The 26511-nt window shown below is 70.1% G+C and carries 18 protein-coding genes; all 18 read right to left on the bottom strand.

The genetic code is table 11. The features are described 5' to 3' along the window. Positions 1 to 59 precede the first annotated feature (59 nt). Positions 60 to 1709, bottom strand: coding sequence for an ABC transporter substrate-binding protein (locus ACIO5D_RS13715; RefSeq protein ID WP_400795186.1), 1650 nt, complete (start codon positions 1707 to 1709; stop codon positions 60 to 62). A 427-nt stretch (positions 1710 to 2136) separates the two neighbouring features. Then, positions 2137 to 3318 carry an ABC transporter ATP-binding protein gene (locus ACIO5D_RS13710; RefSeq protein ID WP_400795184.1) on the bottom strand — a complete coding sequence of 394 codons (1182 nt, stop codon included), beginning with the start codon at positions 3316 to 3318 and terminating at the stop codon, positions 2137 to 2139. Next, positions 3308 to 4360, bottom strand: a complete 1053-nt coding sequence (locus tag ACIO5D_RS13705) for an ABC transporter ATP-binding protein (protein ID WP_400795182.1) — start codon at positions 4358 to 4360, stop codon at positions 3308 to 3310. Before ACIO5D_RS13705 ends, ACIO5D_RS13710 begins: the two co-directional genes overlap by 11 nt. Before the next feature lie 16 nt (positions 4361 to 4376). Then, on the bottom strand, positions 4377 to 5291 hold the full coding sequence (locus ACIO5D_RS13700; RefSeq protein WP_400659997.1) for an ABC transporter permease: 915 nt from the start codon (positions 5289 to 5291) through the stop codon (positions 4377 to 4379). Positions 5292 to 5367: 76 nt separating this feature from the next. Then, positions 5368 to 6294 (bottom strand): ABC transporter permease, encoded by a 927-nt coding sequence (locus tag ACIO5D_RS13695; protein ID WP_363607477.1) that lies wholly within the window; start codon positions 6292 to 6294, stop codon positions 5368 to 5370. A gap of 150 nt (positions 6295 to 6444) precedes the next feature. Next, the gene (locus ACIO5D_RS13690; protein WP_363607476.1) at positions 6445 to 8064 is read right to left on the bottom strand and encodes an ABC transporter substrate-binding protein; all 1620 of its coding nucleotides are present in this window, start codon (positions 8062 to 8064) and stop codon (positions 6445 to 6447) included. A gap of 173 nt (positions 8065 to 8237) precedes the next feature. Next, positions 8238 to 9257, bottom strand: a complete 1020-nt coding sequence (locus ACIO5D_RS13685; RefSeq protein ID WP_400795180.1) for an ABC transporter ATP-binding protein — start codon at positions 9255 to 9257, stop codon at positions 8238 to 8240. Continuing rightward, positions 9250 to 10299, bottom strand: coding sequence for an ABC transporter ATP-binding protein (locus tag ACIO5D_RS13680; protein WP_400795178.1), 1050 nt, complete (start codon positions 10297 to 10299; stop codon positions 9250 to 9252). Before ACIO5D_RS13680 ends, ACIO5D_RS13685 begins: the two co-directional genes overlap by 8 nt. Positions 10300 to 10318: 19 nt before the next feature. After that, positions 10319 to 11260, bottom strand: coding sequence for an ABC transporter permease (locus ACIO5D_RS13675; protein WP_400757451.1), 942 nt, complete (start codon positions 11258 to 11260; stop codon positions 10319 to 10321). Then, positions 11253 to 12197, bottom strand: a complete 945-nt coding sequence (locus tag ACIO5D_RS13670) for an ABC transporter permease (RefSeq protein ID WP_400757452.1) — start codon at positions 12195 to 12197, stop codon at positions 11253 to 11255. The genes ACIO5D_RS13675 and ACIO5D_RS13670 overlap by 8 nt, the downstream gene beginning before the upstream one ends. Before the next feature lie 88 nt (positions 12198 to 12285). Then, positions 12286 to 13923 (bottom strand): ABC transporter substrate-binding protein, encoded by a 1638-nt coding sequence (locus ACIO5D_RS13665; protein ID WP_400757454.1) that lies wholly within the window; start codon positions 13921 to 13923, stop codon positions 12286 to 12288. Positions 13924 to 14353: 430 nt separating this feature from the next. After that, positions 14354 to 16255, bottom strand: coding sequence for a translational GTPase TypA (gene typA / locus ACIO5D_RS13660; RefSeq protein ID WP_363607470.1), 1902 nt, complete (start codon positions 16253 to 16255; stop codon positions 14354 to 14356). Positions 16256 to 16484: 229 nt separating this feature from the next. Continuing rightward, positions 16485 to 18353 (bottom strand): ABC transporter family substrate-binding protein, encoded by a 1869-nt coding sequence (locus ACIO5D_RS13655; protein ID WP_400795176.1) that lies wholly within the window; start codon positions 18351 to 18353, stop codon positions 16485 to 16487. A 106-nt stretch (positions 18354 to 18459) separates the two neighbouring features. Beyond that, positions 18460 to 20937, bottom strand: a complete 2478-nt coding sequence (locus tag ACIO5D_RS13650) for a SpoIIE family protein phosphatase (RefSeq protein WP_363607468.1) — start codon at positions 20935 to 20937, stop codon at positions 18460 to 18462. A 361-nt stretch (positions 20938 to 21298) separates the two neighbouring features. Continuing rightward, on the bottom strand, positions 21299 to 23863 hold the full coding sequence (locus tag ACIO5D_RS13645; RefSeq protein WP_363607467.1) for a SpoIIE family protein phosphatase: 2565 nt from the start codon (positions 23861 to 23863) through the stop codon (positions 21299 to 21301). Between the two features lie 416 nt (positions 23864 to 24279). After that, on the bottom strand, positions 24280 to 24720 hold the full coding sequence (locus tag ACIO5D_RS13640; RefSeq protein ID WP_400659983.1) for an NUDIX domain-containing protein: 441 nt from the start codon (positions 24718 to 24720) through the stop codon (positions 24280 to 24282). A gap of 10 nt (positions 24721 to 24730) precedes the next feature. Beyond that, on the bottom strand, positions 24731 to 24883 hold the full coding sequence (locus ACIO5D_RS13635) for an SPOR domain-containing protein (RefSeq protein ID WP_363607465.1): 153 nt from the start codon (positions 24881 to 24883) through the stop codon (positions 24731 to 24733). A gap of 131 nt (positions 24884 to 25014) precedes the next feature. Continuing rightward, the gene (locus tag ACIO5D_RS13630; protein ID WP_400795174.1) at positions 25015 to 26478 is read right to left on the bottom strand and encodes a DUF4190 domain-containing protein; all 1464 of its coding nucleotides are present in this window, start codon (positions 26476 to 26478) and stop codon (positions 25015 to 25017) included. Positions 26479 to 26511: the final 33 nt, after the last annotated feature.

The raw sequence follows: 26511 nt of genomic DNA, 5'->3' as shown, positions 1-26511 counted from the left end.
GGACGGCGCGGGGGTTGCCCGCGCCGCCCGTCCGGGCGGGCCGGTCAGATGGTGGTCGGTCAGGCCAGTTCGACGTTGGCCAGGTCCATCTGTCCCTGGGCGTTGACGTTCACGTTCTTCACGGACTTGGTGTAGGCCGAGGAGGACATGTAGGTGTACACCGGGATGTACGGCAGGTCCTTGATCAGCACGTCGTCGGCCTGCTGGTAGAGCTTGATGCCCTCGGCGTCGCTCTTGGCCGCGTCGGCCTGGGTCAGCAGGCTCTCGAACTCCTCGTTGACGTAGCCGCCGTAGTTGGAGCCGTTGTCGATGGCGACCTTGGAGAAGATCGGGCGCAGGTAGTTCTCGATCGACGGGTAGTCCATCGACCAGGCCATGCGGAAGGCCCCGGAGTACTGCTTGTCGCCCAGCGCGGTGAGGATGGCGCCGAACTTCTCGAACGGCTTGAAGGTGACCTCGATGCCGAGGTTGGCCTTCAGCTGGTTGCCGACGGCCTCGATCCACTCCTTGTGGCCGCCGTCCGCGTTGTAGCCGATCTCCAGCGTATTCCCCGGCAGGCCGCCGGCCCGGGTGAACAGCTCCTTCGCCTTCGCCGGGTTGTACTTGGCGAGGTCGCCGAGCGCGCCCTGGCGGTACCCGGGAATGATCGGGTTGACGAAGTCGTCGGCGGGCTTACGGGTGCCCGAGAAGATGGTCTTGGTGATCGACTCCCGGTCGATCGCCATCGAGATCGCCTTGCGGATGTCCGGCTTGCCGAAAGCGGCCGGGTTCGTCGCGATCGGGAATCCGATGTAACCGACGCCGGAATCCGGCTTGTAGATGTAGCGGTCACCGAACTCCTGCGCGACCGTCGCCATCGCCGAGATCGGCAGCTTGTCGGTGATCTGGATGGTGTCCGCGCGGAGATCGTTGTAGGCGGTTTCCAGCTTCTCGTAAATCCTGAACGTGACGGAATCCAGCTTGGCCTTTCCGTCCGCTGCCGGGAAGTTCTCGAACCGCTTCACCTTGATCTGCTTGTTGTGCTCCCAGGCGCCGTCCATCTCGAACGGGCCGTTGCCGATCGGCTTCTCGCCGAACGCCTTCGGGTCGGTGAAGAACGCCTTCGGCAGCGGGAAGAAGGCGTTGTAGCCCAGCATGGTCTTGAACTGGGAGAACGGCGCCTTGAGCGTGACGGTGAAGGTCTTGTCGTCGACGACCTTCAGGCCCTTGAGCTCCTTGGCGGAGGGCTTCTTGCCCTTGCCCGGTGCCAGCTCCTCGGAGCCGAGGATCTTGTCGAAGAACGGCAGCGCCTCCTGCGCGTTGTCCTGGTTCGCCCCGTAGTTCCAGGCGTCCACGAAGGACTGCGCGGTGACCTTCTCGCCGTTGTGGAAGGCGTAGCCGTCCTTGAGCTTGATCGTCCAGGTGGTGGCGTCGGTGCTCTCGATCGACTCTGCGACCCGGAGCTTCGGCGAGTTGTCCTTGATGTCGTAGTCGACCAGGCCGGCGAAGATCGCGTGGAGCACCTCGGCGCCCTCGGACTCGGCGGTGTTCTGCGGCACCAGACCGTGCTGCGGCTCACCCAGCTCGACATTGATCGAGCCGCCCTTCTTGCCCGATCCGCCGCTCGCCGGGTCCGAGGACTTCTTGTCGCCGCCGGTGCTGCAGGCGGAGATCGCGAGCGCGGTGCACGCCGCGAGCGCGGTCCAACGCATCGTCTTGGTGAGCCTCATTCAACTGCCTCTCGATTTAGGGGCTTACGAACGAACGGCGCCCCGCCAGTCGGTGTGCCGGGCATGGCGAGGGTCGACATCTCAGGGCCGATCCGCACAGTTGGCGAGGTGACCACTGATACGCGCAGAGCAACTATCGATCACCCGACCCCCCTGGCGGAATCCACGTCACATCTCTTTTCAATTACATGCTCAGACCAATTTGTGACATTGCTCGCCAAATTCCTGCATATCGCTCCCGGAGCCCCCTGCTCCGCCTTCCGAATAGCGGACAATAATCTCCGGTATTCGATGCTTTACGTAGCGTAATGACTAAAAGGGAGCCGTTCGGGCGCCCGGAATTCGAGCGTTTCCGCAGCACAACGCAAGGGCGCGCCCTCCGAAAGGAGGACGCGCCCTGCAAGGCGGACCGGTACAGCCGTGTCAACTACGTTTCCGTGCCCCCGGGGCCTCCCCCGCCCTCCGCAGCGCTCCGACCGACCTCGCGCTCCGCCGCGCCGGGCTCGACCTCGCGCTCCGCCGCGCTCTGCTCGATGTCGCGCTCCGCCGCGAAGTGACACGCCGACTCGTGCCGGGCGAGCCCGTCCAGCCAGGCCGGGGCCGCCAGCAGCGGGATCTCGGTGGAGCAGCGCTCCTGCGCCTTCCAGCAGCGGGTGCGGAACCGGCAGCCGGACGGCGGGTTGGCCGGCGAGGGGATGTCGCCGCTCAGGATGATCCGGTCGCGGGACTCCCGCGCCGTCGGGTCCGGCACCGGCACCGCGGAGAGCAGCGCCTGGGTGTACGGGTGCGTCGCATGATCGTAGATCTCCAGGTCGGAGCCGATCTCGACCATCTTGCCGAGGTACATCACCCCCACCCGGTCCGAGATGTGCCGGACGATCGAGAGGTCGTGCGCGATGAACATGTACGAGAGGTTGAACTCACCCTGGAGCTGCTCCAGCAGGTTGATCACCTGCGCCTGCACCGACACGTCCAGCGCGGAGACCGGCTCGTCACAGATGATCACCTCCGGCTTGAGCGCCAACCCCCGGGCGATGCCGATCCGTTGGCGCTGACCGCCGGAGAACTGGTGCGGATACCGGTTGATGTACTCCGGGTTGAGCCCGACCACGTCCAGCAGGTCCTGAACGGCCTTGCGGCGGTCGCCCTTCGGCGCCACCTCGGGGTGGATCTCGTACGGCTCGCCGATGATGTCGCCGACCGTCATCCGGGGGTTCAGCGAGGTGTACGGGTCCTGGAACACCATCTGGATGTTCCGGCGGACGGCCTTCAGCCCCGCGCCCGAGAGCCGGGAGATCTCCTCGCCCTTGTACCGCACCTGCCCGGAGGTGGCCGGCTCCAGGTTCATCAGCACCTTGGCCAGCGTGGACTTGCCACAGCCGGACTCGCCGACGATGCCCAGCGTCTCCCCCTGCATGAGGTCGAAGCTGACCCCGTCGACCGCCTTCACCGCTCCGACCTGCTTCCTGAAGAGGATGCCCCGGGTCAGCGGGAAGTGCTTGACCAGATCCCGGACTTCGAGGATCGGCTCGCCGGGCGGCACCTCCTGCGCGAACGCGGCCTCCTCCGGTACCGCCGCCCTCAGTGCGGTGGACCCGTTAGCGGTCATGGAGGGTCTCCTTCCAGAAGAAGCAGGCGCTGCCCCGCCCGGCCGCCGTGGTGCCGTCCTCCTCGGTGACCGGGAACAGCTCCGGCACCTCGGCCCGGCAGATGTCCTGAGCCCGCGGGCAGCGCGGGTTGAACGCGCAACCCGGCGGAATCCGCAGCAGGCTCGGCGGCAGGCCCTTGATCGCGTACAGCTCCTGCCCCTTCTGGTCCAGCCGCGGGATCGAGTTGAGCAGGCCCCGGGTGTACGGGTGCGCCGGGCGCGCGTACAGCTCGTGCACCGGAGCGGTCTCCACGATCCGCCCCGCGTACATCACGGCGATCTTGTCCGCGACGTCGGCGACCACACCGAGGTCGTGGGTGATCAGGATCAGCCCCATGTTGAACTCGGACTGCAGCTCCGCCAGCAGGTCCATCACCTGCGCCTGGACGGTCACATCCAGCGCGGTGGTGGGCTCGTCCGCGATGATCAGGTCCGGCTCCAGCGCCAGCGCCATCGCGATCATGATGCGCTGACGCATACCGCCGGAGAACTGGTGCGGATAGTCGTTCACCCGCTGCCTGGCCGCGGGAATGCGCACCCGCTCCATCAGCTCGATGGCCTTGTCCCTGGCCTCCTTGCGTGAAGCCCCCTGGTGGGCCCGGAACATCTCACCGAGCTGGAAGCCCACACTGAGCACCGGGTTCAGCGAGGAGAGCGCGTCCTGGAAGATCATCGCGATCCGCCGGCCGCGGACCTTTCGCCGTTCCTCCTTGCCCATCTTCAGCATGTCCTGGCCCCGGAAGCGGATCTCGCCCCGGGGGATGCGGGCCGGCGGCATGTCCAGAATGCCCATGATCGCCTGGGCGGTCACCGACTTGCCCGAACCCGACTCCCCCAGCACCGCCAGGGTCTCACCGGCCGACACCGAGTAGCTCACCCCGTTGACGGCCTTCGCCACACCGTCCCGGGTGGCGAACTCCACGTGCAGGTCGCGAACGTCGAGCAGCGGCCCCTCGTAGGGCGTTTCCCGCGCGGACCTGGCGGTGTCGACAGCTGTTGTCACGATGCGTCCCCCTCGCTCAGCGAAGCTTCGGGTCGAGGGCGTCGCGCACCGCGTCGCCCAGCATGATGAAGGCCAGCACGGTGACGGAGAGCGCCGCGGCCGGGAAGAACAGCGCGAACGGGGCCGTCCGGATCACCTTCTGGGCGGAGGAGATGTCGATGCCCCAGGAGATGGTCGGGTCCTGCAGACCGATGCCGAGGAAGCTCAGCGTGGCCTCGGTGGCGATGTAGCCGCCGAGCGCGATGGTGGCGACCACGATCACCGGTGCGACCGCGTTGGGCAGGATGTGCCGGAACATCAGCCGCCCCGTCCCCGCGCCGAGCGCCCGGCCGGCCACCACGTAGTCCGACTGTTTGACGGTCAGCACCGCGCCGCGCATCACCCGTGCGATCTGGGTCCAGCCGAGGAAGGCGAGCGCGATGACCACGCTCCACACCGTGCGGGTGGCGAAGGCGTTCAGCAGCACCAGCGCGCCGAGCAGCAGCGGGATGCCGAAGAAGATGTCGACGATCCGGGAGATCACCGCGTCCACGCCGCCGCCGAAGTAGCCGGCGACCATGCCCGCCAGACCGCCGAGCAGGGTGACGGCCGCCGTGACACAGATGCCGACGGTGATCGAGGCGCGGGCCCCGTACACCACCCGGGCGTAGATGGACCGGCCCTGCCCGTCGTAGCCGAACCAGCCGGCCCCGAAGAAGTCGGCCCAGTCCGGGCGTTTGAGGTAGTCGTGGACCAGGTCGGCCCTGCGCGGGTCGGCGTCGGTGAACGCCCAGGGGAAGACCGCCATCACGACCAGCAGCAGGATCAGCACCGCCGAGATCAGGAAGATCGGCCGGCGCCGCAGGTCCCGCCAGGCGTCGCCCCAGAGGCTGCGGGCCTCCTCCCGTTTGATGACGTCGGCCTCGACCAGGGTCTCCTGCTCGACCGCCATGCCCTGCTCGCCGGCGTAGTCCAAGCGTGAGACCCCCGGTTTCGGATGCGGCTCGTACGAGTTCTCGTCGTGGATGTCAGGCATAGCGGATCCTCGGGTCCAGGACCGCGTAGAGCAGGTCGACGAGCAGGCTGGCGACCAGGTAGACGATCACCAGGACGGTCACGATGCCGACCACGGTGGGTCCCTCCTTCTGGTTGATCGCCCGGTACAGGACGTTGCCGATGCCCTGCACGTTGAAGATCCCCTCGGTCACGATCGCGCCGCTCATCAGTGCGCCGAGGTCGGTGCCGAGAAAGGTGACCACCGGGATCAGTGAGTTGCGCAGCAGATGGCGGGAGATGATGGTCCGCCGGGGCAGCCCCTTGGCCACCGCCGTCCGCATGTAGTCCGCGCGCAGGTTCTCGCCGATGGACGTCCGGGCGAGCCGGGCGACGTACGCGAGCGAGAGCGAGCCGAGCACGATCGCGGGCAGGAGCAGCTGGGAGAGGTCCCGGGAGTCCTGCACGGTCGGGGTGACCCAGCCCAGATTGGTGGCGAACACCGTCTGGGCGATGTACGCCAGCACGAAGACCGGGATCGAGATCACCAGCAGCGTGAGGATCAGCACCAGGGTGTCCTGGACGCTGCCTCGCTTGAGTCCGGAGACCACGCCGAGGCAGAGCCCCAGGACCAGCTCGAACGCGAAGGCCATCAGCGCCAGCCGGATGGTCACCGGAAAGGCGTTCGCCATGATGTCGGTGACCGGGCGGCCGGTGAAGCTGGTCCCGAAGTCCCCCTGGAAGAGGTTCCCCATGTAGTGCAGGTACTGCTTCCAGATCGGCTGGTCGAGGTAGTACTTGTGCTTGAGGTTGGCCACGACGGCGGGATCGGCGGCCTTGTCCCCGAACAGCGCCGCGACCGGGTCGCCCGGCAGCGTGTAGACCATCAGGAAGATCAGCAGCGTGGTGCCGAAGAACACCGGGATCATCTGCAGCACCCGCCGCAGCACATAACTGCCCATCCGAGCCTCCTTCCTAGGTGACCGATTGGCCGAGTGCCCGGGCCCCGCCCTCCGTGCGGGGAGGGCGGGGCCCGGCGTGGGACGGCCCTCTCTCCCCGGCCCTCGCGGCCGGCCCCCCGGTCCGGTGACGGGCGCGGGGGCGGGAGAGGGTCAGCCCTTGACCTCGACCTGGGTCCAGGCCGGGTTCCCGAAGGAGTCGAACTTCACGTTCTGGACCTTGGTGGAGTAGCCCGAGTTGGTGCGGTAGTACCAGAGCGGGATGGCGGGCATGTCCCCGGGCAGCACGGCCTCGGCCTGCTGGTAGCCGGTCACCGTGTCGGCGACGCTGGCGGCCTGGTCCGCCTTGGCGGCCAGCTGGTCGAACTTCGGGCTGCTGTAGCCGAAGTCGTTGGAGGCGGCGCCGGTGCGGTAGACGTCGGCGAGGAAGTTGGCGTTCAGCGGGTAGTCCTGTACCCAGCCGGTGCGGAACGCGCCGTTGATCTGGTGCCCGGTGATCGCCGCGCGGGCGGTCTTGAAGTCGGGCTTCGGATCACCGGTGCAGTCCACCCCGGTGCTCTGCCGGATCGAGTTGCAGACCGCGTCCACCCACTCCTTGTGGCCGCCGTCCGCGTTGTAGGTGATCGTCAGCTTGTTCCCGGGCACCCCGCCGCCCTCGGTGATCAGCTGCTTGGCCTTGGCCGGGTCGAACGTGCAGTTGTCGCCGCAGACGCCGGCCTTGTAGCCCTCGACGCCCTCGGCCACCCAGGCGGAGGCGGACTTGCGCGAGCCCTGGAGCACCGTCTTGGTGATGGTGTCGCGGTCGATCGCCATCGACAGACCCTGCCGGACCTTGGCCTTGGCCGGGCCGGACCAGTCCGCCTGGTACAGCGTGAAGCCGATGTTCTGGATGGCACCCTGCGGCTCGTCGATCGCCCGGTCCCCGAGGTCGCTCCGGTACGTCGCCAGCGCGGACGGCGGCACCTGGTCCATCACGTCGAGGTTGCTGGACAGCAGGTCGGCGTAGGCCGCCTCGGACGTGTTGTACATCCTGAAGACGACGCCGCCGTTCTTCGGCTTGTCCACGCCCTGGTAGTCCGGGAAGGCCTTGGTCACCACCTGCTGGTTGTGCGACCAGCTGACGAACTGGTACGGCCCGTTGCCCACCGGCTTCTGCCCGTACCCCGACGGGTCGTTGAAGAAGGCGTCCGGCAGCGGGGAGAAGGCGATGTAGCCGAGCTTGTACTCGAAGTACGAGACCTTGCCGCTCAGCTTGACGGTGAAGTGCGTGTCGTCGACGACGGTCAGCCCGGACATCGTGGTCGCGGCCGGCTGGCCGCTGTCCGGGTGGACGTCCTTGTAGCCCTCGATGTCGGAGAACCACGAGCTGTTGATCTGGTTGTTGGTGGTGGTCGCGCCCCAGTTCCAGGCGTCGACGAAGTTCTTCGCCTTCACCGGGGTGCCGTCGTGGAACTTCCAGCCGTCCTTCAGCGTGATGGCGAAGGTCTGCGAGTCACTGGTCTCGATCTTGTCCGCGACCTGCATCCGGATCTTGGCATCGCCGGGGTCGTAGTCCACCAGCCCCCTGAAGAGGTTCTGCAGGATGCGACCGCCACCGACCTCGTTCGCGTTCGCCGGCTGGAGCGGGTTCTGCGGCTCGCTGCTCTGGTAGCTGAAGGTCTTGCCGCTGTCCGACGAACTTCCGCCTCCGCCGCTGCTGCTGCACCCGCCGGCCGCCAGGGCCACGGATGCCGCTCCGGCGAGGACCCAACGAACACGAGTGGCTGCGGGCATGGAGGTCCCTCCTCAAGGTGTGTGTCGCATCACACCCCATGAGAAGCGTGCCCTTGCGGCGGCGCGCGCCGGGTACCCCCGGACGGGTACACCTCCGCGGCGGCAAGTTGACGGAACGCCGGAAGGGCCCGCGGCTCGATGGCCGCGGGCCCTTCCTGATGGCGCCTCGGGGATCAGACGGCGGCGGCCGTCTCCCGAACCTCGGCGAAGTGGCAGGCCGACTCGTGCGCGGCCGGACCGCTCAGCACGGACGGCACCGCCAGCAGCGGGATCTCGGTGGAGCAGCGCTCCTGCGCCTTCCAGCAGCGGGTGCGGAACCGGCAACCGGACGGCGGGTTGGCCGGCGAGGGGATGTCGCCGCTCAGGATGATCCGGTCGCGGGACTCCCGCGCCGTCGGGTCCGGCACCGGCACCGCGGAGAGCAGCGCCTGGGTGTACGGGTGCGTGGCGTTCTCGTAGATCTGCTCGTCGGTGCCGATCTCGACCATCTTGCCGAGGTACATCACGCCGACGCGGTCGGAGATGTGCCGGACGATCGAGAGGTCGTGCGCGATGAACATGTACGAGAGCTCGAACTCGTCCTGGAGCTGCTCCAGCAGGTTGATCACCTGCGCCTGCACCGACACGTCCAGCGCGGAGACCGGCTCGTCACAGATGATCACCTCCGGCTTGAGCGCCAACCCCCGGGCGATGCCGATGCGTTGGCGCTGACCGCCGGAGAACTGGTGCGGATACCGGTTGATGTACTCCGGGTTCAGGCCGACGACGTCCAGCAGGTCCTGAACGGCCTTGCGGCGGTCGCCCTTCGGCGCCACCTCGGGGTGGATCTCGAAGGGCTCGCCGATGATGTCGCCGACCGTCATCCGGGGGTTCAGCGAGGTGTACGGGTCCTGGAACACCATCTGGATGTTCCGGCGGACGGCCTTCAGCCCCGCGCCCGAGAGCCGGGAGATGTCCTCGCCCTTGAACAGCACCTGGCCGGAGGTGGCCCGCTCCAGGTTCATCAGCACCTTGGCCAGCGTGGACTTGCCACAGCCGGACTCGCCGACGATGCCGAGCGTCTCGCCCTTCGCCAGGTCGAACGAGACGCCGTCGACCGCCTTGACCGCGCCGACCTGCTTCTTGAAGAGGATGCCCTGGGTCAGCGGGTAGTGCTTGACCAGGTCCTTGACCTCCAGGATGGGCTCAGCCATGGAGGGTCTCCTTCCAGAGGTGGCACGCGCTGCGGCGGCCGGTGAGCTCCTTGCCGTCCTTGTCGGTCACCTGGTGCAGCTTCGGGGTCTCCGTGCGGCACAGGTCGGTGGCGACGTCACAGCGGGGGTTGAACGCGCAGCCGGCCGGAACCTTCAGCAGGTTCGGGGGCAGACCCTTGATCGCGTACAGATCCTGGCCCTTCTGGTCCAGGCGCGGGATGGAACGGAGCAGGCCCTTGGTGTACGGGTGCGCCGGGTTGGCGTACAGCTCGTGCACCGGAGCCGTCTCGACGATCCGGCCGGCGTACATGACGGCGATCTTGTCCGCGACGTCGGCGACCACGCCGAGGTCGTGGGTGATCAGGATCAGCCCCATGTTGTACTCGGCCTGGAGCTCGGCGAGCAGGTCCATCACCTGGGCCTGGACGGTGACGTCCAGGGCGGTGGTGGGCTCGTCGGCGATGATCAGGTCGGGCTCCATGGAGAGCGCCATCGCGATCATGATGCGCTGGCGCATACCGCCGGAGAACTGGTGCGGATAGTCGCCCACGCGCTGCTTGGCGGCGGGGATGCGCACCCGCTCCATCAGCTCGATGGCCTTGTCCTTGGCCTCCTTGCGGGAGGCGCCCTGGTGCACCCGGAACATCTCGCCGAGCTGGGCACCGACGGTCATCACCGGGTTCAGCGAGGAGAGCGCGTCCTGGAAGATCATCGCGATCTTCTGGCCGCGGATCAGCCGGCGCTGCTCCTCCTTCATGGCGAGCATGTCCTCGCCGCGGTAGAGGATCTGGCCCTGGCTGATCTTGCCGGGCGGCATGTCGAGGATGCCCATGATGGTCTGGGCGGTCACCGACTTGCCGGAGCCGGACTCGCCGAGCACCGCCAGGGTCTCACCGGCGGCCACGGAGTAGTTGACGCCGTTCACGGCCTTGGCGACGCCGTCCCGGGTGTGGAACTCCACATGGAGGTCACGGACCTCCAGCAGCGGGGTGCCCACGGCGAGTCGGTCGTTGTTCTGGTTCTTCTCGATCACGGTGGTCATCGGGTCGTCACCTCTTCTCTCAGCGGAGCTTCGGGTCGAGGGCGTCGCGCACCGCGTCGCCGAGCATGATGAAGGCCAGCACGGTGATGCTCAGCACGGCGGCCGGGAAGAGCAGCACGTGCGGCGCGTTCAGGAAGCGGGGCTGGGCGTCGCTGATCATCAGACCCCAGGAGATCTCCGGGGACTGGACACCGATGCCCAGGTAGGACAGCGCGGCCTCGGCACCGATGTAGACACCCAGGCTGATCGCCGCGATGACGATCACCGGCGCGATGGCGTTCGGCAGGATGTGCCGGAAGGTGATCCGGCCGCTGCCGGCCCCGAGCGCGCGGGCCGCCATCACGTAGTCGTTGTGCTTGTTGGAGATCACCGAGGCGCGCATGATGCGGAAGATCTGCGGCCAGCCCAGCACGGCCATCACCAGCGAGACGGTGTAGGCGTTACCGGTCTTGAGCACCGACATGATCAGCATGCCGCCGAGCAGCAGCGGGATCGAGAAGAAGATCTCGGTGAAGCGGGACAGGATGCTGTCGACGATGCCGCCCTTCCAGCCGGCCACCAGGCCGAGCAGGGAGCCGACAAGGGTGACGAGCAGGGTGGTCAGGACGCCGACGATGATCGAGTTGCGGGCACCCCAGAGCGTCCGGGTGTAGATGTCGCAGCCCTGGACATCGAAGCCGAACCAGTGCTCGGCGCTCGGGCGCTTGAGCGAGTCGTCCAGGTTGCAGGCACCGCCCGCGAACGGGCTGCCGTCGGTGAACCACTGCGGGACGGCGGCGATCACCAGCAGGCAGAGCACCAGCACCGCGCCGATGATGAAGACCGGGTTGCGGCGCAGGTCGCTCAGCGCGTCCGACCAGAGGCTGGCAACGCGCTCCGGCTTCTCCTTCTTCGCCGGCGCGGCCTTCGGCCTGTTGTCGTCGGACGGGGCCTCGGTGCCCTTGGTGATGGTGTCAGGCATAGCGGATCCTCGGGTCCAGAACGGCGTACAGCATGTCCACGAACAGGGTCGTGACCAGGTAGACCAGCACCAGCAGCGTGACGACGCCGACGATGATCGTGCCCTGCTTCTGGTACACGGCCTGGGCCAGGAGGCCGCCGATGCCGTGGATGTTGAAGATCCTCTCGGTGATCACCGCACCGCCCATCAGGCCACCGAGGTCGGCGCCGAGGAAGGTGATGATCGGGATCAGCGCGTTGCGCAGCGCGTGGCGGCCGATCACCCGGCGCCGCTTCAGGCCCTTGGCGACCGCGGTGCGGACGTAGTCCGCGCGCATGGTCTCCATCAGGCTGGTGCGGGTCAGTCGGGCCACGTACGCCAGCGACATCGAGGCGAGCACGAAGGCCGGCAGCAGGTAGGCGCGCAGACCGTCGTCCTCGTTGAACGAGACCGAGAAGAAGTCGATGCCGTAGTCGGTCTTCAGCTTGACGCCCAGCACCAGCTGGAGCATGAAGCCGGTGACGAAGACCGGGATCGAGATGACCAGCAGGGTGCTGATGAGCACCAGCTGGTCCAGGAACTTGCCCTTGCGCAGGGCCGCCATCACACCGGCCAGCACACCGATGACCGCCTCGAAGACGAAGGCGACCAGGGCGAGGTTCACGGTGTACGGGAAGGCGTCACCGATCATCTCGCTCACCGAGCGACCGGTCAGGCTCTCGCCCAGGTCCCCCTGGAAGACGCCCTTCATGTACTCCCAGTACTGGAGCAGGAAAGGGTCGTTCAGGTGGTACTTGTTGCGGATCATCTCCGCGACGATCGGGTCGGCGCGCTTCTCGCCGGCCAGCGCCTGCACCGGGTCGCCGGGCAGGCTGAAAACCAGCCAGTAGATCAGGAACGTCGCACCGATCAGCACAGGGATCGCCTGTATCAGTCGGCGGATGACATAGCGGCCCATCAGACCTCCATACTTTCGGACAAGGAAGGGAGGCGGGAGGACCCGGACTGTAGTCCGGTCCGCCCGCCCCCGATCGTCTGATTACAGATCAGGCCAGCTCGACCTCGGCCAGGTTCATGTGACCCTGGGCGTCGGTGTCGAAGTTCTTGATCTTCTTGGTGTACGCGGCGGAGGACATGTAGGTGTACACCGGGATGTACGGGAGGTCCTGGATCAGGACGTCATCGGCCTGCTGGTACAGCTTGAGGCCCTCCTCCTCCGTCTTCGCCTGGTCGGCCTGGCTCAGCAGGGTCTCGAACTGCTCGTTGACGTAACCGCCGTAGTTCGAGCCGTTGTCGATGGCGACCTTGGAGAAGATCGGGCGCAGGTAGTTCTCGATCGACGGGTAGTCCATCGACCAGGCCATGCGGAAGGCGCCGGAGTACTGCTTGTCGCCCAGCGCGTCCAGGATCTTGCCGAACTTCTCGAACGGCTTGAAGGTGACCTCGACGCCCAGGTTCTTCTTCAGCTGGTTGCCGACGGCCTCGATCCACTCCTTGTGGCCGCCGTCCGCGTTGTAGCCCAGCTCGATGGTGTTGTTCGGAACACCGTTGGCCTGGGTGAAGAGCTCCTTGGCCTTGACCGGGTCGTACTTGGCCGCGTCGCCCATGGCGCCCTTGCGGTAGCCGTTGACCAGCGGGTTGACGAAGTCGTCGGCCGGGACGCGGGTGCCCGAGAAGATCGTCTTGGTGATCGCCTCCCGGTCGATCGCCATCGAGATCGCCTTGCGGATCTCCGGCTTGCCGTAGGTCTCCGGGTTGGTGGCGATCGGGAAGCCGATGTAGCCGACGCCCGACTCGGGCTTGTAGATGTAGCGGTCGCCGAACTCGTTCTTGACGGTCGACATGGCCGAGATCGGCAGCTTGTCGGTGGCCTGGATGTTGTCGGCGCGCAGGTCGTTGTACGCGGTGTCCAGGTTGTCGTAGATCTTGAAGGTCACGCCGGCGAGCTTCGCCTTGGTGTCAGAGCTCGGGAAGTTCTCGAAGCGCTTGACCTTGATCTGCTTGTTGTGCTCCCAGGCGCCGTCCATCTCGAACGGGCCGTTGCCGATCGGCTTCTCGCCGAACGCCTTCGGGTCGTTGAAGAACGCCGTGGGCAGCGGGTAGAACGCGTTGTACCCGAGCATCGTCTTGAACTGCGAGAACGGCGCCGACAGGGTGACGGTGAAGGTCTTGTCGTCGACGACCTTCAGGCCCTTGAGCTCCTTGGCGGAGGGCTTCTTGTCCTTGCCCGGGGCCAGCTCCTCGGAGCCCTCGATCTTGCTGAAGAAGGGCAGGCTCTCCTGCGCGTTGTCCTGGTTGGCGCCGTAGTTCCAGGCGTCCACGAAGGACTTGGCGGTCACCTTCTCACCGTTGTGGAAGGTGTAGCCGTCCTTCAGCTTGATCGTCCAGACCTTGCTGTCGGTGGACTCGATCGACTCGGCCACGCGCAGCTTCGGGGCGTTGGTCTTGCGGTCGTAGTCGACCAGGCCGGCGAAGACCGCGTTGAGCACCTCGGAGCCCTCGGACTCCGCGGTGTTCTGCGGCACCAGACCGTGCTGCGGCTCGCCGAGCTCGACGGCGATCGTGCCGCCGGCGGACGCGCCCGCCTTGCTGTCACTGCTCTTCGAGCTGGTGCTGCAAGCGGTTGCCGCGAGGGCGATAGCGGTCGCCGCGACGATCCACTTGGTCTGGGTTGCACCGCGCATGGGGGATGCCTCCTGAATTCGACTTTCCAACGAGGAGAGCAGGCGGGCGGTTGTCACCGGTCCGCCATGCCGTCCGCGCTCGTGGTTTCGGCGCGCACCCCTGCGCGTTAACCCTTGACCCGAGCCTGACTGCACCCACTATCCGTCACGCACGGACACGAAAGTGACCAATGCCGATCTCAATTAGGTCACATGAACGGTCAGTAAGTTTCGAAAACCGGACATAAGAGACATAGCCAGACAGGCATTAAACGGACAGTCGTCATGAATGACGGACTGTCACGTTCGCTCAGCGGACACCTTGCGGTGTTAAGCGCTATTCCGTTTATACGCGCGTCGACAGCGTGGAGTAGTGAAAAACGATCGCCCCCCTCTCCGGTGGAGAGGGGGGCGATCGTTTCCGGCCAAAGGCCCGATCAGACCGAACAGATCACGACTTCTTGGCGCGCGAGGCGGTGCGGCCGCGGTCCTTCTGGTCCAGGACGAGCTTGCGGATACGGACGGTCTCCGGGGTCACCTCGATGCACTCGTCCTCGCGGCAGAACTCCAGCGACTGCTCCAGCGAGAGCTTGCGCGGCGGGACGATCGACTCAGCCACATCGGCGTTCGAGGAACGCATGTTGGTGAGCTTCTTCTCCTTGGTGATGTTGACGTCCATGTCGTCGGCGCGCGAGTTCTCGCCGACGATCATGCCCTCGTACACCTCGGTGCCCGGGTCGCAGAAGAGCACACCGCGCTCCTGCAGGTTGGTCATCGCGAAGGCGGTGACCACGCCGGCCCGGTCGGCCACCAGCGAGCCGTTGTTGCGGGTCGTCAGCGTGCCGAACCACGGCTCGTGGCCCTCGTGGATCGAGTGCGCGATGCCGGTACCGCGGGTGCTGGTCAGGAACTCGGTACGGAAGCCGATCAGGCCGCGGGACGGCACGACGAACTCCATCCGGACCCAGCCGGAGCCGTGGTTGGACATGTTGTCCATCCGGCCCTTGCGGACGCCCATGAGCTGCGTGACCGCGCCCATGTGCTCCTCCGGCACGTCCACCGTCAGGCGCTCGACCGGCTCGTGGGTCTTGCCGTTGACCTCCTTGGTGACCACCTGCGGCTTGCCGACGGTCAGCTCGAAGCCCTCGCGGCGCATGGTCTCGATCAGGATGGCCAGCGCCAGCTCACCACGGCCCTGCACCTCCCAGGCGTCCGGGCGCTCGGTGTCCAGCACGCGCAGCGAGACGTTACCGATCAGCTCGCGGTCCAGGCGGTCCTTCACCTGGCGCGCGGTGACCTTGCGGTCCTTGACCGCGGACTTGGCGTCCGCGCCCTTGCCGCTGCCACCACGGCCGACCAGCGGCGAGGTGTTGGTGCCGATGGTCATCGAGATGGCCGGCTCGTCCACCGTGATCAGCGGCAGCGCGATCGGGTTCTCGGTGTCGGCGAGGGTCTCACCGATCATGATCTCCGGGATGCCGGCGACGGCGCAGATGTCACCCGGGCCCGCCACCTCGGCCGGCTTGCGGGTGAGCGCCTCGGTCATCAGCAGCTCGGAGATGCGGACGTTGGAGATCGAGCCGTCCCGCTTGATCCAGGCCACGGTCTGGCCCTTGCGCAGCTCGCCCTGCTCGACGCGGAGCAGCGCGATACGGCCGAGGAAGTTGTCGGCGTCCAGGTTGGTGACGTGCGCCTGGAGCGGGGCCTCGGCGTCGTAGGTCGGGGCCGGGACGTGCTCCAGCAGGGTGGAGAAGAACGGCTCCAGGCTGTCGCTGTCGGCCGGGACGGTGCCGTCCTCCGGCTTGGTCAGCGAGGCCACGCCGTCACGCGCACAGGCGTAGACGATCGGGAACTCGATCTGGTCCTCGTCGGCGTCCAGGTCCAGGAACAGGTCGTAGGTCTCGTTGATGACCTCGTCGATCCGGGAGTCCGGGCGGTCCGTCTTGTTGATGCAGAGGATGACGGGCAGGCGCGCGGTGAGCGCCTTGCGGAGCACGAAGCGGGTCTGCGGCAGCGGGCCCTCGGAGGCGTCGACCAGCAGGACGACGGCGTCGACCATGGACAGACCGCGCTCGACCTCGCCACCGAAGTCGGCGTGGCCCGGGGTGTCGATGATGTTGATGGTGATGGGAGCCCCGCCGTCCTTGGGGTGGTACTTGACGGCGGTGTTCTTCGCGAGAATGGTGATGCCCTTCTCGCGCTCCAGGTCGTTGGAGTCCATCATGCGGTCGTCGAGCTGCTGGTGGGCGGCGAAGGCGCCGGCCTGCTTCAGCATGGCGTCGACCAGAGTGGTCTTGCCGTGGTCGACGTGGGCGACGATGGCGACGTTACGGATGTCGTTGCGCGTGGGCATGCCTGGCTGATTCTCCCGGAATCGTGGGTTTCGGCGCCCGGCCGCGAGACGCCGACCGGCGATCCCTGTTGATCGCCGCCGCCCGTTCCGCCTGCTACTACCGGTCCACCCGCCGGGCAGGACATGCCACGGCTTCCTCCTATCGTACGGGGAACCACCCAGGTGGGCCGAAACGGGCAGGTCGGGCGGGATCAAGATCACAAGTGGATCACCCCGTCCTCACCGCGCTTCACCACGCGGACGGAGTGGCCTCGGGGCTCTGCTCCCCGCCGGCCCAGCCGATGTCCTGGAAGCGCGGCCACCCGAAGCCCCACGCCCCGGCGCCCACGACGCCGGACCGGACACCCACCAGGTCGGGCCGCTGGTAGAGGGGAACGGAGTGACCGAGCTGCCAGATCCGGGTGTCGGCCTCCTGGAGCAGGGCGAGACGGGCGTCGAGGTCGAGCTCGGCGGCGGCGCGGTCGAAGAGCCGGTCGATCTCCTCGGTACCGGCGCGGGCGAAGTTGGTGCCGGCGTCCAGGACGCCGTCCGGGTCGGGCCGGGGCTTGGCGTAGACCGGGCGCTGCTCGGTGGCCGGGTTCGAACCGGCCGGCCAGGAGAGAACGGCGAGCTCGTAGTCGCCGGTGGCCAGGTGATCCTGGACGAAGGTCTCGGCGGGCGCCGTCACCGGCCGGACGGCGATGCCGGACTCGGCCAGGTCGGCGGTCAGCGCGTCGGCGGTGCGCAGGGCGGTGGCGGAGCCCGCCGGGATCAGCAGGGTGAGGGCGAGGTCCTTACCGTCCTTGGTCCGGGTACCGTCGTCCGTGGGGCGCCGCCAGCCCGCCTCATCCAGAAGCCGGCTCACGTCCGCCGGGTCAGCAGCGGGCCCGTTGTCGCGGTAGCCGTCCTGGTCGGCGGTGAGGAGGTGGCTGCCGAGCGGTGCGGCGGCCAGGCCGAGCGGGGTGAGCGCGGCATCGGCGATCCGCCGCCGGTCGACGGCCAGACCGAGGGCGGCGCGGACGGCCGGGTCGGTGAGCGGCTCGTGGGCGGCGTTGAGGGTGAGCTGGGTGAGCGAGGGCGCGGCGGCCCGGTGCACGGTGACGCCGGGCAGCGCCTCCGCCCGCCGCAGCTCCCGGACGGCGGCCTCCGGTACGGCGGCGGGCGGCGCGGCGGCGGGGGTGGGGGTGGCCGTGCCGGAAACGGTGGGGGAAGCGCTGGGCGAAGCATCGGGGGAAGCGCCCGACAGGACGCCGGCCCGGTCGACCGCGGCGGTGAGCGGCGCGATGTCCAGCCGGTCCTGGTCGAGCCCGTCCAGCCGCTGCTCGGGCGGCGCGGCCAGGAAGTCGATCCGGTCCGCCTTCGCCGGGTCGCCCCACCAGAGCGGGTTGCGCCCCAGGGTGACCCGCCCGCCCTCGGGGTCGTAGCCGGCCACCGCGTACGGCCCCGCCGTCACCTGCCCCGTGCCCGTCAGCGGCTGGTTGAAGGCGGTCGCGGTGGCCGTCCGGGCCGCGGGGTAGAGGGGACTGAACAGCGCCCGCCAGTCGGCGTACGGCTGCCGGAGGACGACCTTGACCTCGGCCGGGTCGGCTCCCTGCTCGATCGAGTCGATCAAGCCGTATCCGGCCGGGCGGGTGCTGGTGTACGCGGTGTCGGGACCGGAGAGCGCGGCCCGCTGGGCGGTGAAGTCGGCCGCCGAGAACGGGGTGCCGTCGCTCCAGACGGCCTTCGGGTTGAGCCGGTAGGTGATCACCTGCGGCCGCCGCCCCGGCGGGGTGGACTCCGCGGCCACCAGGTAGTCCGGGTCGGCGACCGGCCGGCCGTGCTCGTCGGGCCGGAACAGCGAGGGGTACAGGGCGTGGGCGAGCAGCGCCGAGTCGGCGGTCGCGGCCGGCTGGTAGACGTTGAGCGTGGCCGGGACGGCGTCCACCGCCCAGCGCAGCGTGCCGCCGTCCCGGACGGTGTCCCGGTCGTACGGGCGGACGTCACCGGTGGTGATGGTGGGCGGGGCCGGCACCGGGGCCGGCGCGGGGGCGGGTGCCCGGTCGCCGGTGCAGGCGGCCAGGGTGCTGGTGGCGAGCAGCAGCGCGGCGGCTGCGGCGGTGAGCTGGCGGGCGCGCATGGCGGCCATGGAACGCCGTCCGGGGGCGGCCCGGCCCGCCGACACGGCGGGCCGGCGGGCTACTGCACCCGGACAGCCGAAGCGCCCGGGTGCGGTGGCCCGGGGGTCAGAGCGACAGCTCGAACCAGACGATCTTGCCCTTGGGGGTGCGCCGGCTGCCCCAGCGCTCGGCCAGCAGGCTGACCAGCTGGAGGCCGCGGCCGCCCTCGTCGGTCTCCTGGGCGCGCCGCTGGCGCGGCTGGGCGTAGCCGTCGTCCCAGACCTCGCAGACCATGTTCCGGTCGCGCAGCAGCCGCAGCCGGATCTCGCCCCGGCCGTGCCGCAGCGCGTTCGTCACCAGCTCGCTGACCAGCAGCTCGGTGGTGTCGACCAGCTCCTCCAGGCCGCGCGCCAGCAGCCAGCTGCAGGCCAGCTCGCGGGCCTTGGCGACGGAGGTCGGCTCGGGCGGGAGGAACCAGTTGCCGACCGCGTCCTCGGGGAAGGCGTGCACCCTGGCCATCAGCAGGGCGATGTCGTCCTCGCCGTGGTGCGGGTTGAGCTCGCCGAGCACATGGTCGCAGAGGTCTTCCAGGCCCTTGCCCTCGGCCGACAGCGCGGTGCGGAAGGCGCGCAGGCCCTCGTCCAGCTGGTGCTTGCGGCTCTCCACCAGGCCGTCGGTGTAGAGGCCGAGCACGGCGCCGTCCGGGAGGGTCAGCTCGACCTCCTCGAACGGCTCGCCGCCGACGCCCAGGGGCAGACCGGGCGGCACGTCCAGCATCCGGGCGCTCTCGCCGGGGCTGAGCAGGACGGGCGGCAGGTGGCCGGCGTTGGCGAACACACAGCGCCGGGTGACGGCGTCGTAGACCGCGTAGACGCAGGTGGCCAGGTAGACCTCGCGGGCCTCCTCGTCGGCCGTCGAGGTGAGCCGGCCGTACGGGGTGGGCGGGCCGACGGGCGGCGCGGAGTCGTCGCCGAGGCCGCGGGCGATCTCGTCGAGGGCGGTGAGCACCTCGGCCGGTTCGAGGTCGAGCATGGCGAGGGTGCGGACGGCGGTGCGCAGCTGGCCCATGGCGACGGCGGCGCGCAGGCCGCGGCCCATGACGTCGCCGATGACCAGGGCGGTGCGGTTGCCGGGCAGCTGGATGACGTCGAACCAGTCGCCGCCGACCTCGGTGTTGTTGTTGCTGGGCAGGTAGCGGCAGGCGATCTCCAGGCCGCTGGCGGCCGGGTTGCCCGGGGGCAGCAGGCTGCGCTGGAGGATCAGGGCGCGCTCGTGCTCGCGGCGGTAGAGCCGGGCGTTGTCGATGCAGACGGCGGCCCGGGCGACGAGCTCCTCGGCGATCGCGACGTCCCTGGCGTCGAAGGGCTCGCTGCCGATCGCGCGGGACAGCTGGACCAGGCCGAGCACCTGGTCGCGGGCGACCAGCGGGACGATCAGGGTGGAGCGCAGCAGCGGGTCCGGCCCGGGGTCGGGGACGACGCTGCGGCCGGTGCGCAGCGCCCGGGCGTGCGGGGAGCGGCGCGGGTAGCAAAGGGTGCCGCCGGGCTCGGCGATCGGCAGGCCGGTGACCGAGCCGAGGACCGAGGAGGCGCCGCCGACCACGCTGGAGACGGCGACCCGGCGCAGTTCGCCGCTGCCGTCGGTGAGCACGGTGTCGCCGAGCCGGCCGGCGCTGGGAACGGTCTCGCCGGAGAGCAGCGCGGTGTAGAGGTCCACGGTGGCGAGGTCGCAGAACGGCGGGACGACGACGTCCAGCAGTTCCTTCGCGGTGGTCTCCAGGTCGAGGGTGGAGCCGATGTGGGCGCTGGCCTCGTTGAGCAGGGCGAGGTTGCGGCGGACGCCGTCGGCCTCGCGCTCGGCGACGTGCCGGCTGGTGACGTCGGAGACCTGGCCGGCGACGCCCATCGGCTGGCCGGCCGAGCCGTTCAGCCGGTAGAGCGAGACGGCCCAGAGCCGGTTGCCCTCGCGGGTGGGGACGGTGGAGTGGAAGCGCAGGTCGAAGACGGGCTCGCCGGTGGCGAGGACCTTGCGCAGGGCCGCGGTGAGGCGGTCGGCCTCGGACGGCGGGAAGAGGTCGTGCGGGGTGAGGCCTTCGAGGTCGGTGGGGGTCAGGCCCAGGCCGGAGGCGAAGGCCTCGTTGACGCGCTGGAGGCGGACCCGGTCGTCGAAGAGGATGAAGCCGGTCGGGGTCTGGCCGAAGACCGCCTCGGAGGCGGCGAGGTCGGTCTCGATCCGGCGCAGCCGGCCGAGGTCGACGGCGAGACAGGTGGCGCCGGCGGTGGGCAGCGCGCTGTCGGGCATGAGGTAGAGCTCGGCGAGGCCCTCGCGGCCGGCCGCGTCCCGGTAGGGGGTGGTGCCGACCCACTCCTCACCGGCCAGCGTGCGCTCCAGCCGGGCGCGGCCGCGCTGCCAGAGCTCGCGCGGGACGAAGGTGGTGATCGGGTCGGCGCCGACCGCCTCGGCGGCGGGCAGGCCGAAGAAGTCGGCGGCGCGCCCGCTCCACTGGCTGATCCGGCCGTCGGGGCCGATCGTGAAGGTGGCGACGCGGATGTAGTCGTAGATCGAGCCCGGGTCGCCGGCGCCCCAGTGGTGGGCGTCGGCCATCGGCCGGGCCGCCGGGGCACGGCCGATGGACCCCGCGGCGGGCGCCGCCACGGGACCGGGCAGGTGGGAGGACCCGGCCTGCCCGGGCACAGCGGCATGACCGCTGCTGCTCGGCGCATTCCGCGCCGGGGTGCTGTTCAACGGACCGACCCCTCCAACCCGCGACCGTCCGGATGTCGAGAAGACCGAGTATTCATCATCGAGGGGTACGTTCACACGCCCTCAACATCACAACATCAGATCGGGCGAAGGTTTTTGTCCTACCGCCCGCGCAACCACAATGCCACGCCCGCGCCCCCTGCCGGAGTGCGCGCTCCCCCCGGCCCCCTGCTGGCATATGCGGCCCCGTTCTACTCGCGTCCTACTCGGCTCCCGGCTCGTCGGGCTCATTACCCGGCAGGGCCTGCTCAAACCAGACAACCTTGCCCATACCCTCCGCCCGGGCGCCCCAGCGGAGCGCGAGCCGGCGCACGAGCTCCAGCCCCCGCCCGCCCTCGTCCGCCTCCTCCGCGTGACGCTCGCGGGGCGGGTCGGGCAGCGGGTCGGAGATCTCGACCAGCAGCGTCTCGCCGAGCGTCAACCGTACTCCGATGGGTGCGCTCGCATACCGGACGGAGTTCGTGACCAGCTCGCTGACCAGCAGTTCCGTGATGTCGGTGAGCTCCTCGACGCCCCATTCGACGAGCGTGGCCCGGACCAGCCGGCGGGCCCGGGAGACGGCGGTGGGCTCCGCGGGCAGGGTCCAGCCGGCGGTCGGGGTGCCGGCCTGACCGTGGCCGAGCCGGGCGAGCAGCAGCGCCACGTCGTCCGGTTCGCGGCCCTGCTCCATGGTGTCCAGCACCGCCTCGCAGGCCGCCTGGATGGAGGCGTACGACTGTTCGAGGACGACGAGCAGCCGGCCGAGGCCGACGTCCAGGTCCTTGTCCCGGGACTCCACCAGGCCGTCGGTGCAGAGGGCGAGCAGGCTGCCCTCGGGGATCTTCAGCTCGACGGACTCGAACGGGACGCCGCCGACGCCGAGCGGGGCGCCGGAGGGCAGGTCGAGGATCCGGCCGGTGCCGCCGGGCAGCGGGCCGCCGGTCCGGGTCGGCTCGTCGGACTCGTCGGCCGGCACGATCAGCACCGGCGGGATGTGGCCCGCCTTGGCCACCGTCAGCCGGGCCGTCGCCGGGTCGAACACGGCGTAGATGCAGGTGGCCAGCAGCGCCTCGTCCGGCCCCTGGGCGAGGTCGTCGGCCAGCTCGTGGACGTGCCGCAGCAGGACGTCCGGCGGCAGGTCGAGAGCGGCCAGCACCCGGACGGCGGTGCGCAGCCGGCCCATGGTGGCGGCGGCCCGCAGACCGTGGCCCATCACGTCGCCGACCACCAGCGCGGTGCGGTCGCCGGGCAGCGGGATGACGTCGAACCAGTCGCCGCCGACCTCGGTGCCGCTGCTGCCGGGCACGTACCGGTAGGCGACCTCGACGCCGGTCGGCTGCGGGACCTGCTGCGGGAGCAGGGTGCGCTGCAGGGTCAGCGCGGCGGTGCGCTCGCGGGCGTACAGCCGGGCGTTGTCCAGGGAGCTGCCGGCCCGGTCGGCCAGCTCGACCGTGAAGGCCAGGTCGTCGCGGTCGAAGCCCTCCCGGTAGCCGGCCCGGCTGACCAGCAGCAGGCCGATCACGATCCCCCGGGCGCGCAGCGGCACCACCAGCATCGAGTGCACGCCCAGGTCGTGGGCGGCCTGCATCTTCGGGTCGCCCGGGTAGGTCACGTCACTCAGCTGGTCGGCGCCGGAGAGCAGCTCGGGAACGCCGGTGCGCAGCACCCGGCCGCAGGCGGAGTCCTCGGCGAAGGTGATCCGGGCCCCGCGTCTGAGCATCACCTCCACCTCGGGGCCGTCCTGGACGGAGGCGGTGCCCAGCTGGAGCAGCGAGGTGCGGCGGTCGTGGCCGTGCCGGGGCAGGTCGTCCCCGTGGGCGACGGCCTGGAGCAGGATCACCGCGGAGTGGTCGGTGAGCCTCGGGACGACGGCGCTGGCCAGCTCCTGGGCGATCCGGGAGGCGTCCAGGAGGTCGCCGACCCGGGAGCCGAACTCGTTGAGCAGCGAGAGCCGGCGGCGGGCGTGCTCGACCTTGGCGACCGCCCGGTACCGCTCGGTCACGTCCATCACGGTGCCGGAGATGCCGAGCACGCGGCCGGCCCGGTCGGTCATCCGGTTGTAGGAGATCGAGCGGTAGCCGGCCCGGGCGGTGACGGGCGCGGCCAGCGTGACGTCGATGACCGGCTCGCCGGTGGCGAGCACCTGGCGCTGGATGGCGGTGATCTCGTCGGCGGCCCGCTCGGGCAGCGTCTCGCCGGTGGTGCGGCCGACATGGTCCTCGAGAGCGACGCCGTTCATCTCGGCGAGGGTCTGGTTGACGGCGGTGTAGCGCAGGTCGGTGTCCATGATGGCGATCCCCAGCGGGGACTGCTCGAACAGCGCGTCACGGACGGCGAGGTCGCGCTCGACGGCCCGGACGGCCCCCGCCTCGGCCATGTTGACCTGGAGGAACGGGGTGCCGTCGCCGTCCACCAGCAGGGAGATCCGGGCGTCGACGGTGACGGCGGCGCCGTCCCGGTCGCGCAGCTCGGCGAGACCGGCCCAGCGGCCGTGCCGCAGGGTGTCCTGGATCGCGGCACGGATCCGGGCGACCTGGTCCTCGTCCGGGATCAGGTCGTCGATCCGACGGCCGACCAGCAGCTCGTTCGGCCAGCCGAGCAGTTCCTCGGCGGCCGGGGACCAGAGCACCACCCGGCCCGCGGTGTCCAGGATCGCGATGGCGACCTTGACGACGTCGAAGAGGTTGCCGCCGGAGTGCCCGCCGGGGCCGCCCTGGTCGCCGGGACCGCCCGGGAACGGCCGGCCGGGCCGGCTGCGGGCACCCGCCCGCGACGGGGTGCCGGACACCACCGGGGACGGCGCCGGCGTCGACTGCTGAGGGGTCTCGGGGACGGCGCCGTCGCTCCGGCGGCGGCCGGCGGGCGGCGGAGGCGCCGCCGGGCGCACGCCACGGCGCAGCCGGGCGCGAGCGGCTGCGCTCCCGCCGGCGCCCGTACGCCGTGCTCCCCCGCCGCCGTTACCGGTATTCGACACCGACGGGGCCTCCGGCTCTGGTCGGGATCGGCGTCGCCGGCTGGGGGCGGCTCACCGATGGTGACGAATAGTGCCAAAAAGCGACATACCCAGCAGAGCCCAGGCTATCCCGGCGACCAGGTCGTCTTTTCCGATTGACCTACGCGGCATCCGGCGCGTCGACGGGGCAGCGGAGGCGGGGACGGGGGTGGTGGCGGGGATGGTGGCGGTGGTCGGGCAGGTCCGGCCGGTCAGGCCGTCAGCAGGCGGGCGATGTGCGGGAGGACCTCACGGTCGTGGTCGATCCAGTCGACGTCGGCGAGCTCGGCCGGGCCCAGCCAGCGGAGTTCGTCGTGGTCCTCCAGCGGCCTCGGGTCACCGGAGAGCAGCTCGGCGGCCCAGAAACGCAGCTCCAGGCCGGGCCGGACGAGCCACGCACCGGGCAGCCGCTCCAGCGCCTTCGCCCGGACGCCCAGTTCCTCCAGCAGCTCGCGCTCCAGCGCCTGCGTCTCGGTCTCGCCGGGCTCGGCCTTGCCGCCGGGGAACTCCCAGCGGCCGGCCACCTCGGCCGGTGCGCTGCGGCGGGCGGCCAGCACCCGGCCCCGGTGGACGAGCGCGCCGCCGACGACGATCCGGTTCCCGGCCCGGCCCGCGCCGGGGCCCTCGACCGGGTTCTCCATGGCCTTCTCCATGGGCCAGACCCTATGCGCCCTCGGCCTCCACCCAGTACAGCTGCTTGTGGCCGCGCGCCTCGAAGCGCGCGGCCACCTCCTCGGCCTCGGCCCGGCCGAGGCCCTTGGCGACCTCGAAGCGGTTGCCGTTGTCGTCCTGCCGCATCACCCGGAAGGTGTCCATGGCGTGAGCGTAGCCCCGGCCCGTATGGGGGCCGGGGCGAAGCCTCGCCCCCATACGGGCCGGGGCTCCCGGCGCGGGGCCGACGGGTACCGGCGCGGCCAGCACCGGGCAGGACACCCGGCCGGGTCAGGTCAGACCTGGATCTCGCCGACCTGCTCACCGGTGGACAGGCCCAGCTCGCGGCGGATCTCCACGCTCGGCCTGGTCGACTTGGCGACCAGCACCTCGGCCCGCCGGACCTCGCGTTCGAGTGTGGCGTTGTCGGTCGTCCCGGCCGCGGCGTCCCACGCGGCGGCGGCCTCCAGTTGGACGGCCGCCAGCTCGGCGATCTTCGGCCGGACGCTCTCCGGCCAGACCGTCGAGCTCTTGGTGAGCGTCTCCGCCTCGCCGCGGGAGGCTGCGGCCATCTGCCGTGCCCACGCCCGGTACTCGGAGTGCGCCTCGGTGATGTCGTCCTCCGGTTCCTTCCCGTAGGCGGTGTTGAAGGTCCGGACGGCCTCCAGGTAGGCGAGCTGGGCCGAGGTCAGGCTGCCCCGGTCGGTGCGCACGGTGCCGCGGTGCTGGGCGCCCGGGTCCTCGAAACCGCAGGTGACGTAGCGTTCGCCGGACTTCCAGCTGGCCCGGTCGGGGTAGAGGTAGACCTCGCCCATGCCGTCCGGCACGACCCAGCTGTCGAGGGCGTAGTCGGCGAGCACCGGGCCGCAGAGGGTGGCGGCGCGCTCACGCATGAGGTTCTCGCCCAGGTAGGGCCCGGCACTCTCGGGGATCCGGGCGGTGCCGGCCACCTCGCCGTAGTGCGGCAGCAGGCACGGCACCTTGCGCACCCAGAAGACGGCCTGGTCCCCGCCCTCGGGATCGGGCAGGGCGGAGCCCTCCGGCGGGTTGTAGCAGTCGCCGGACTTGAGCGTGGACCACAGGACCGAACCGGGCGGGGCCTTCGGGGCACGGGCGGGGCGGCCGGTGGTGGTGGTGCCGACGTCGCCCGCGATCACCCCGATCATGGCCACCAGGATGATCACTGCCCCGACGACGCCCAGCAGTACACCGGCCACCGCCATGCCGCGGCCGCGCTCGTTGCGCTTGGGGATCTGGACCAGCGCGGTGATCCCGAAGGCGAGCGAGAGCGGCCACATGCAGAGCAGACCGGTGATCAGCGCGGCGACGGCGAAGCCGTTGGTGGCCCCGGGGGCGGGCGGATAGGCGTATCCGGGCTGGAAGCCGGAGAGCGCCCCGGGCGGGACCGCCGCCCAGCCGCCGGACGGTGCCCCCGGCGGGACCGGAGCGCCGGGTGGCACCGGAGCGCCGGGCGCGCCGGGGCCGGGTACGGCCCACGGGTCGGCGGGGGCGGCAGGGGGCATTGCGGGGGCGGCGGGGGGCGCCGGGGGCCCGGCGGGTGCGGCCGGAGGTGCGGCGGGCACGGGTGCGACAGGTTCAGATGTGGCGGGCCCGGCCGGCGCAGGCGGGGCGGCCGGGGCGGCCGGCTTGGTCAGTTCCACCCGGTCGACGGGCGCGGGAACGTCCGCTGCGGGGATGTCCGACGCGGGCGGCGGGGTGTCCACCGCGGGCACGGGCGCGTCGGGCTCGGGCTTGGACACGTGGACTCCCCCGCCCGCCGGTACGGGCATCAG

Source organism: Kitasatospora sp. NPDC087315, assembly GCF_044744345.1.
GTDB lineage: Bacteria > Actinomycetota > Actinomycetes > Streptomycetales > Streptomycetaceae > Kitasatospora.
This window is presented reverse-complemented; position numbering and strand designations above follow the sequence as displayed.

Bases quoted from the DNA above. Each gene is read 5' to 3' on its own strand.
- ACIO5D_RS13640 (WP_400659983.1), bottom strand. From the start codon at position 24,720: ATGGAGAAGGCCATGGAGAACCCGGTCGAGGGCCCCGGCGCGGGCCGG.
- typA (WP_363607470.1), bottom strand. From the start codon at position 16,255: ATGCCCACGCGCAACGACATCCGTAACGTCGCCATCGTCGCCCACGTC.
- ACIO5D_RS13635 (WP_363607465.1), bottom strand. From the start codon at position 24,883: ATGGACACCTTCCGGGTGATGCGGCAGGACGACAACGGCAACCGCTTC.
- ACIO5D_RS13715 (WP_400795186.1), bottom strand. From the start codon at position 1,709: ATGAGGCTCACCAAGACGATGCGTTGGACCGCGCTCGCGGCGTGCACC.
- ACIO5D_RS13690 (WP_363607476.1), bottom strand. From the start codon at position 8,064: ATGCCCGCAGCCACTCGTGTTCGTTGGGTCCTCGCCGGAGCGGCATCC.
- ACIO5D_RS13655 (WP_400795176.1), bottom strand. From the start codon at position 18,353: ATGCGCGCCCGCCAGCTCACCGCCGCAGCCGCCGCGCTGCTGCTCGCC.
- ACIO5D_RS13650 (WP_363607468.1), bottom strand. From the start codon at position 20,937: ATGGCCGACGCCCACCACTGGGGCGCCGGCGACCCGGGCTCGATCTAC.
- ACIO5D_RS13700 (WP_400659997.1), bottom strand. From the start codon at position 5,291: ATGGCGGTCGAGCAGGAGACCCTGGTCGAGGCCGACGTCATCAAACGG.
- ACIO5D_RS13670 (WP_400757452.1), bottom strand. From the start codon at position 12,197: ATGGGCCGCTATGTCATCCGCCGACTGATACAGGCGATCCCTGTGCTG.
- ACIO5D_RS13695 (WP_363607477.1), bottom strand. From the start codon at position 6,294: ATGGGCAGTTATGTGCTGCGGCGGGTGCTGCAGATGATCCCGGTGTTC.
- ACIO5D_RS13685 (WP_400795180.1), bottom strand. From the start codon at position 9,257: ATGGCTGAGCCCATCCTGGAGGTCAAGGACCTGGTCAAGCACTACCCG.
- ACIO5D_RS13675 (WP_400757451.1), bottom strand. From the start codon at position 11,260: ATGCCTGACACCATCACCAAGGGCACCGAGGCCCCGTCCGACGACAAC.
- ACIO5D_RS13710 (WP_400795184.1), bottom strand. From the start codon at position 3,318: ATGACCGCTAACGGGTCCACCGCACTGAGGGCGGCGGTACCGGAGGAG.
- ACIO5D_RS13665 (WP_400757454.1), bottom strand. From the start codon at position 13,923: ATGCGCGGTGCAACCCAGACCAAGTGGATCGTCGCGGCGACCGCTATC.
- ACIO5D_RS13680 (WP_400795178.1), bottom strand. From the start codon at position 10,299: ATGACCACCGTGATCGAGAAGAACCAGAACAACGACCGACTCGCCGTG.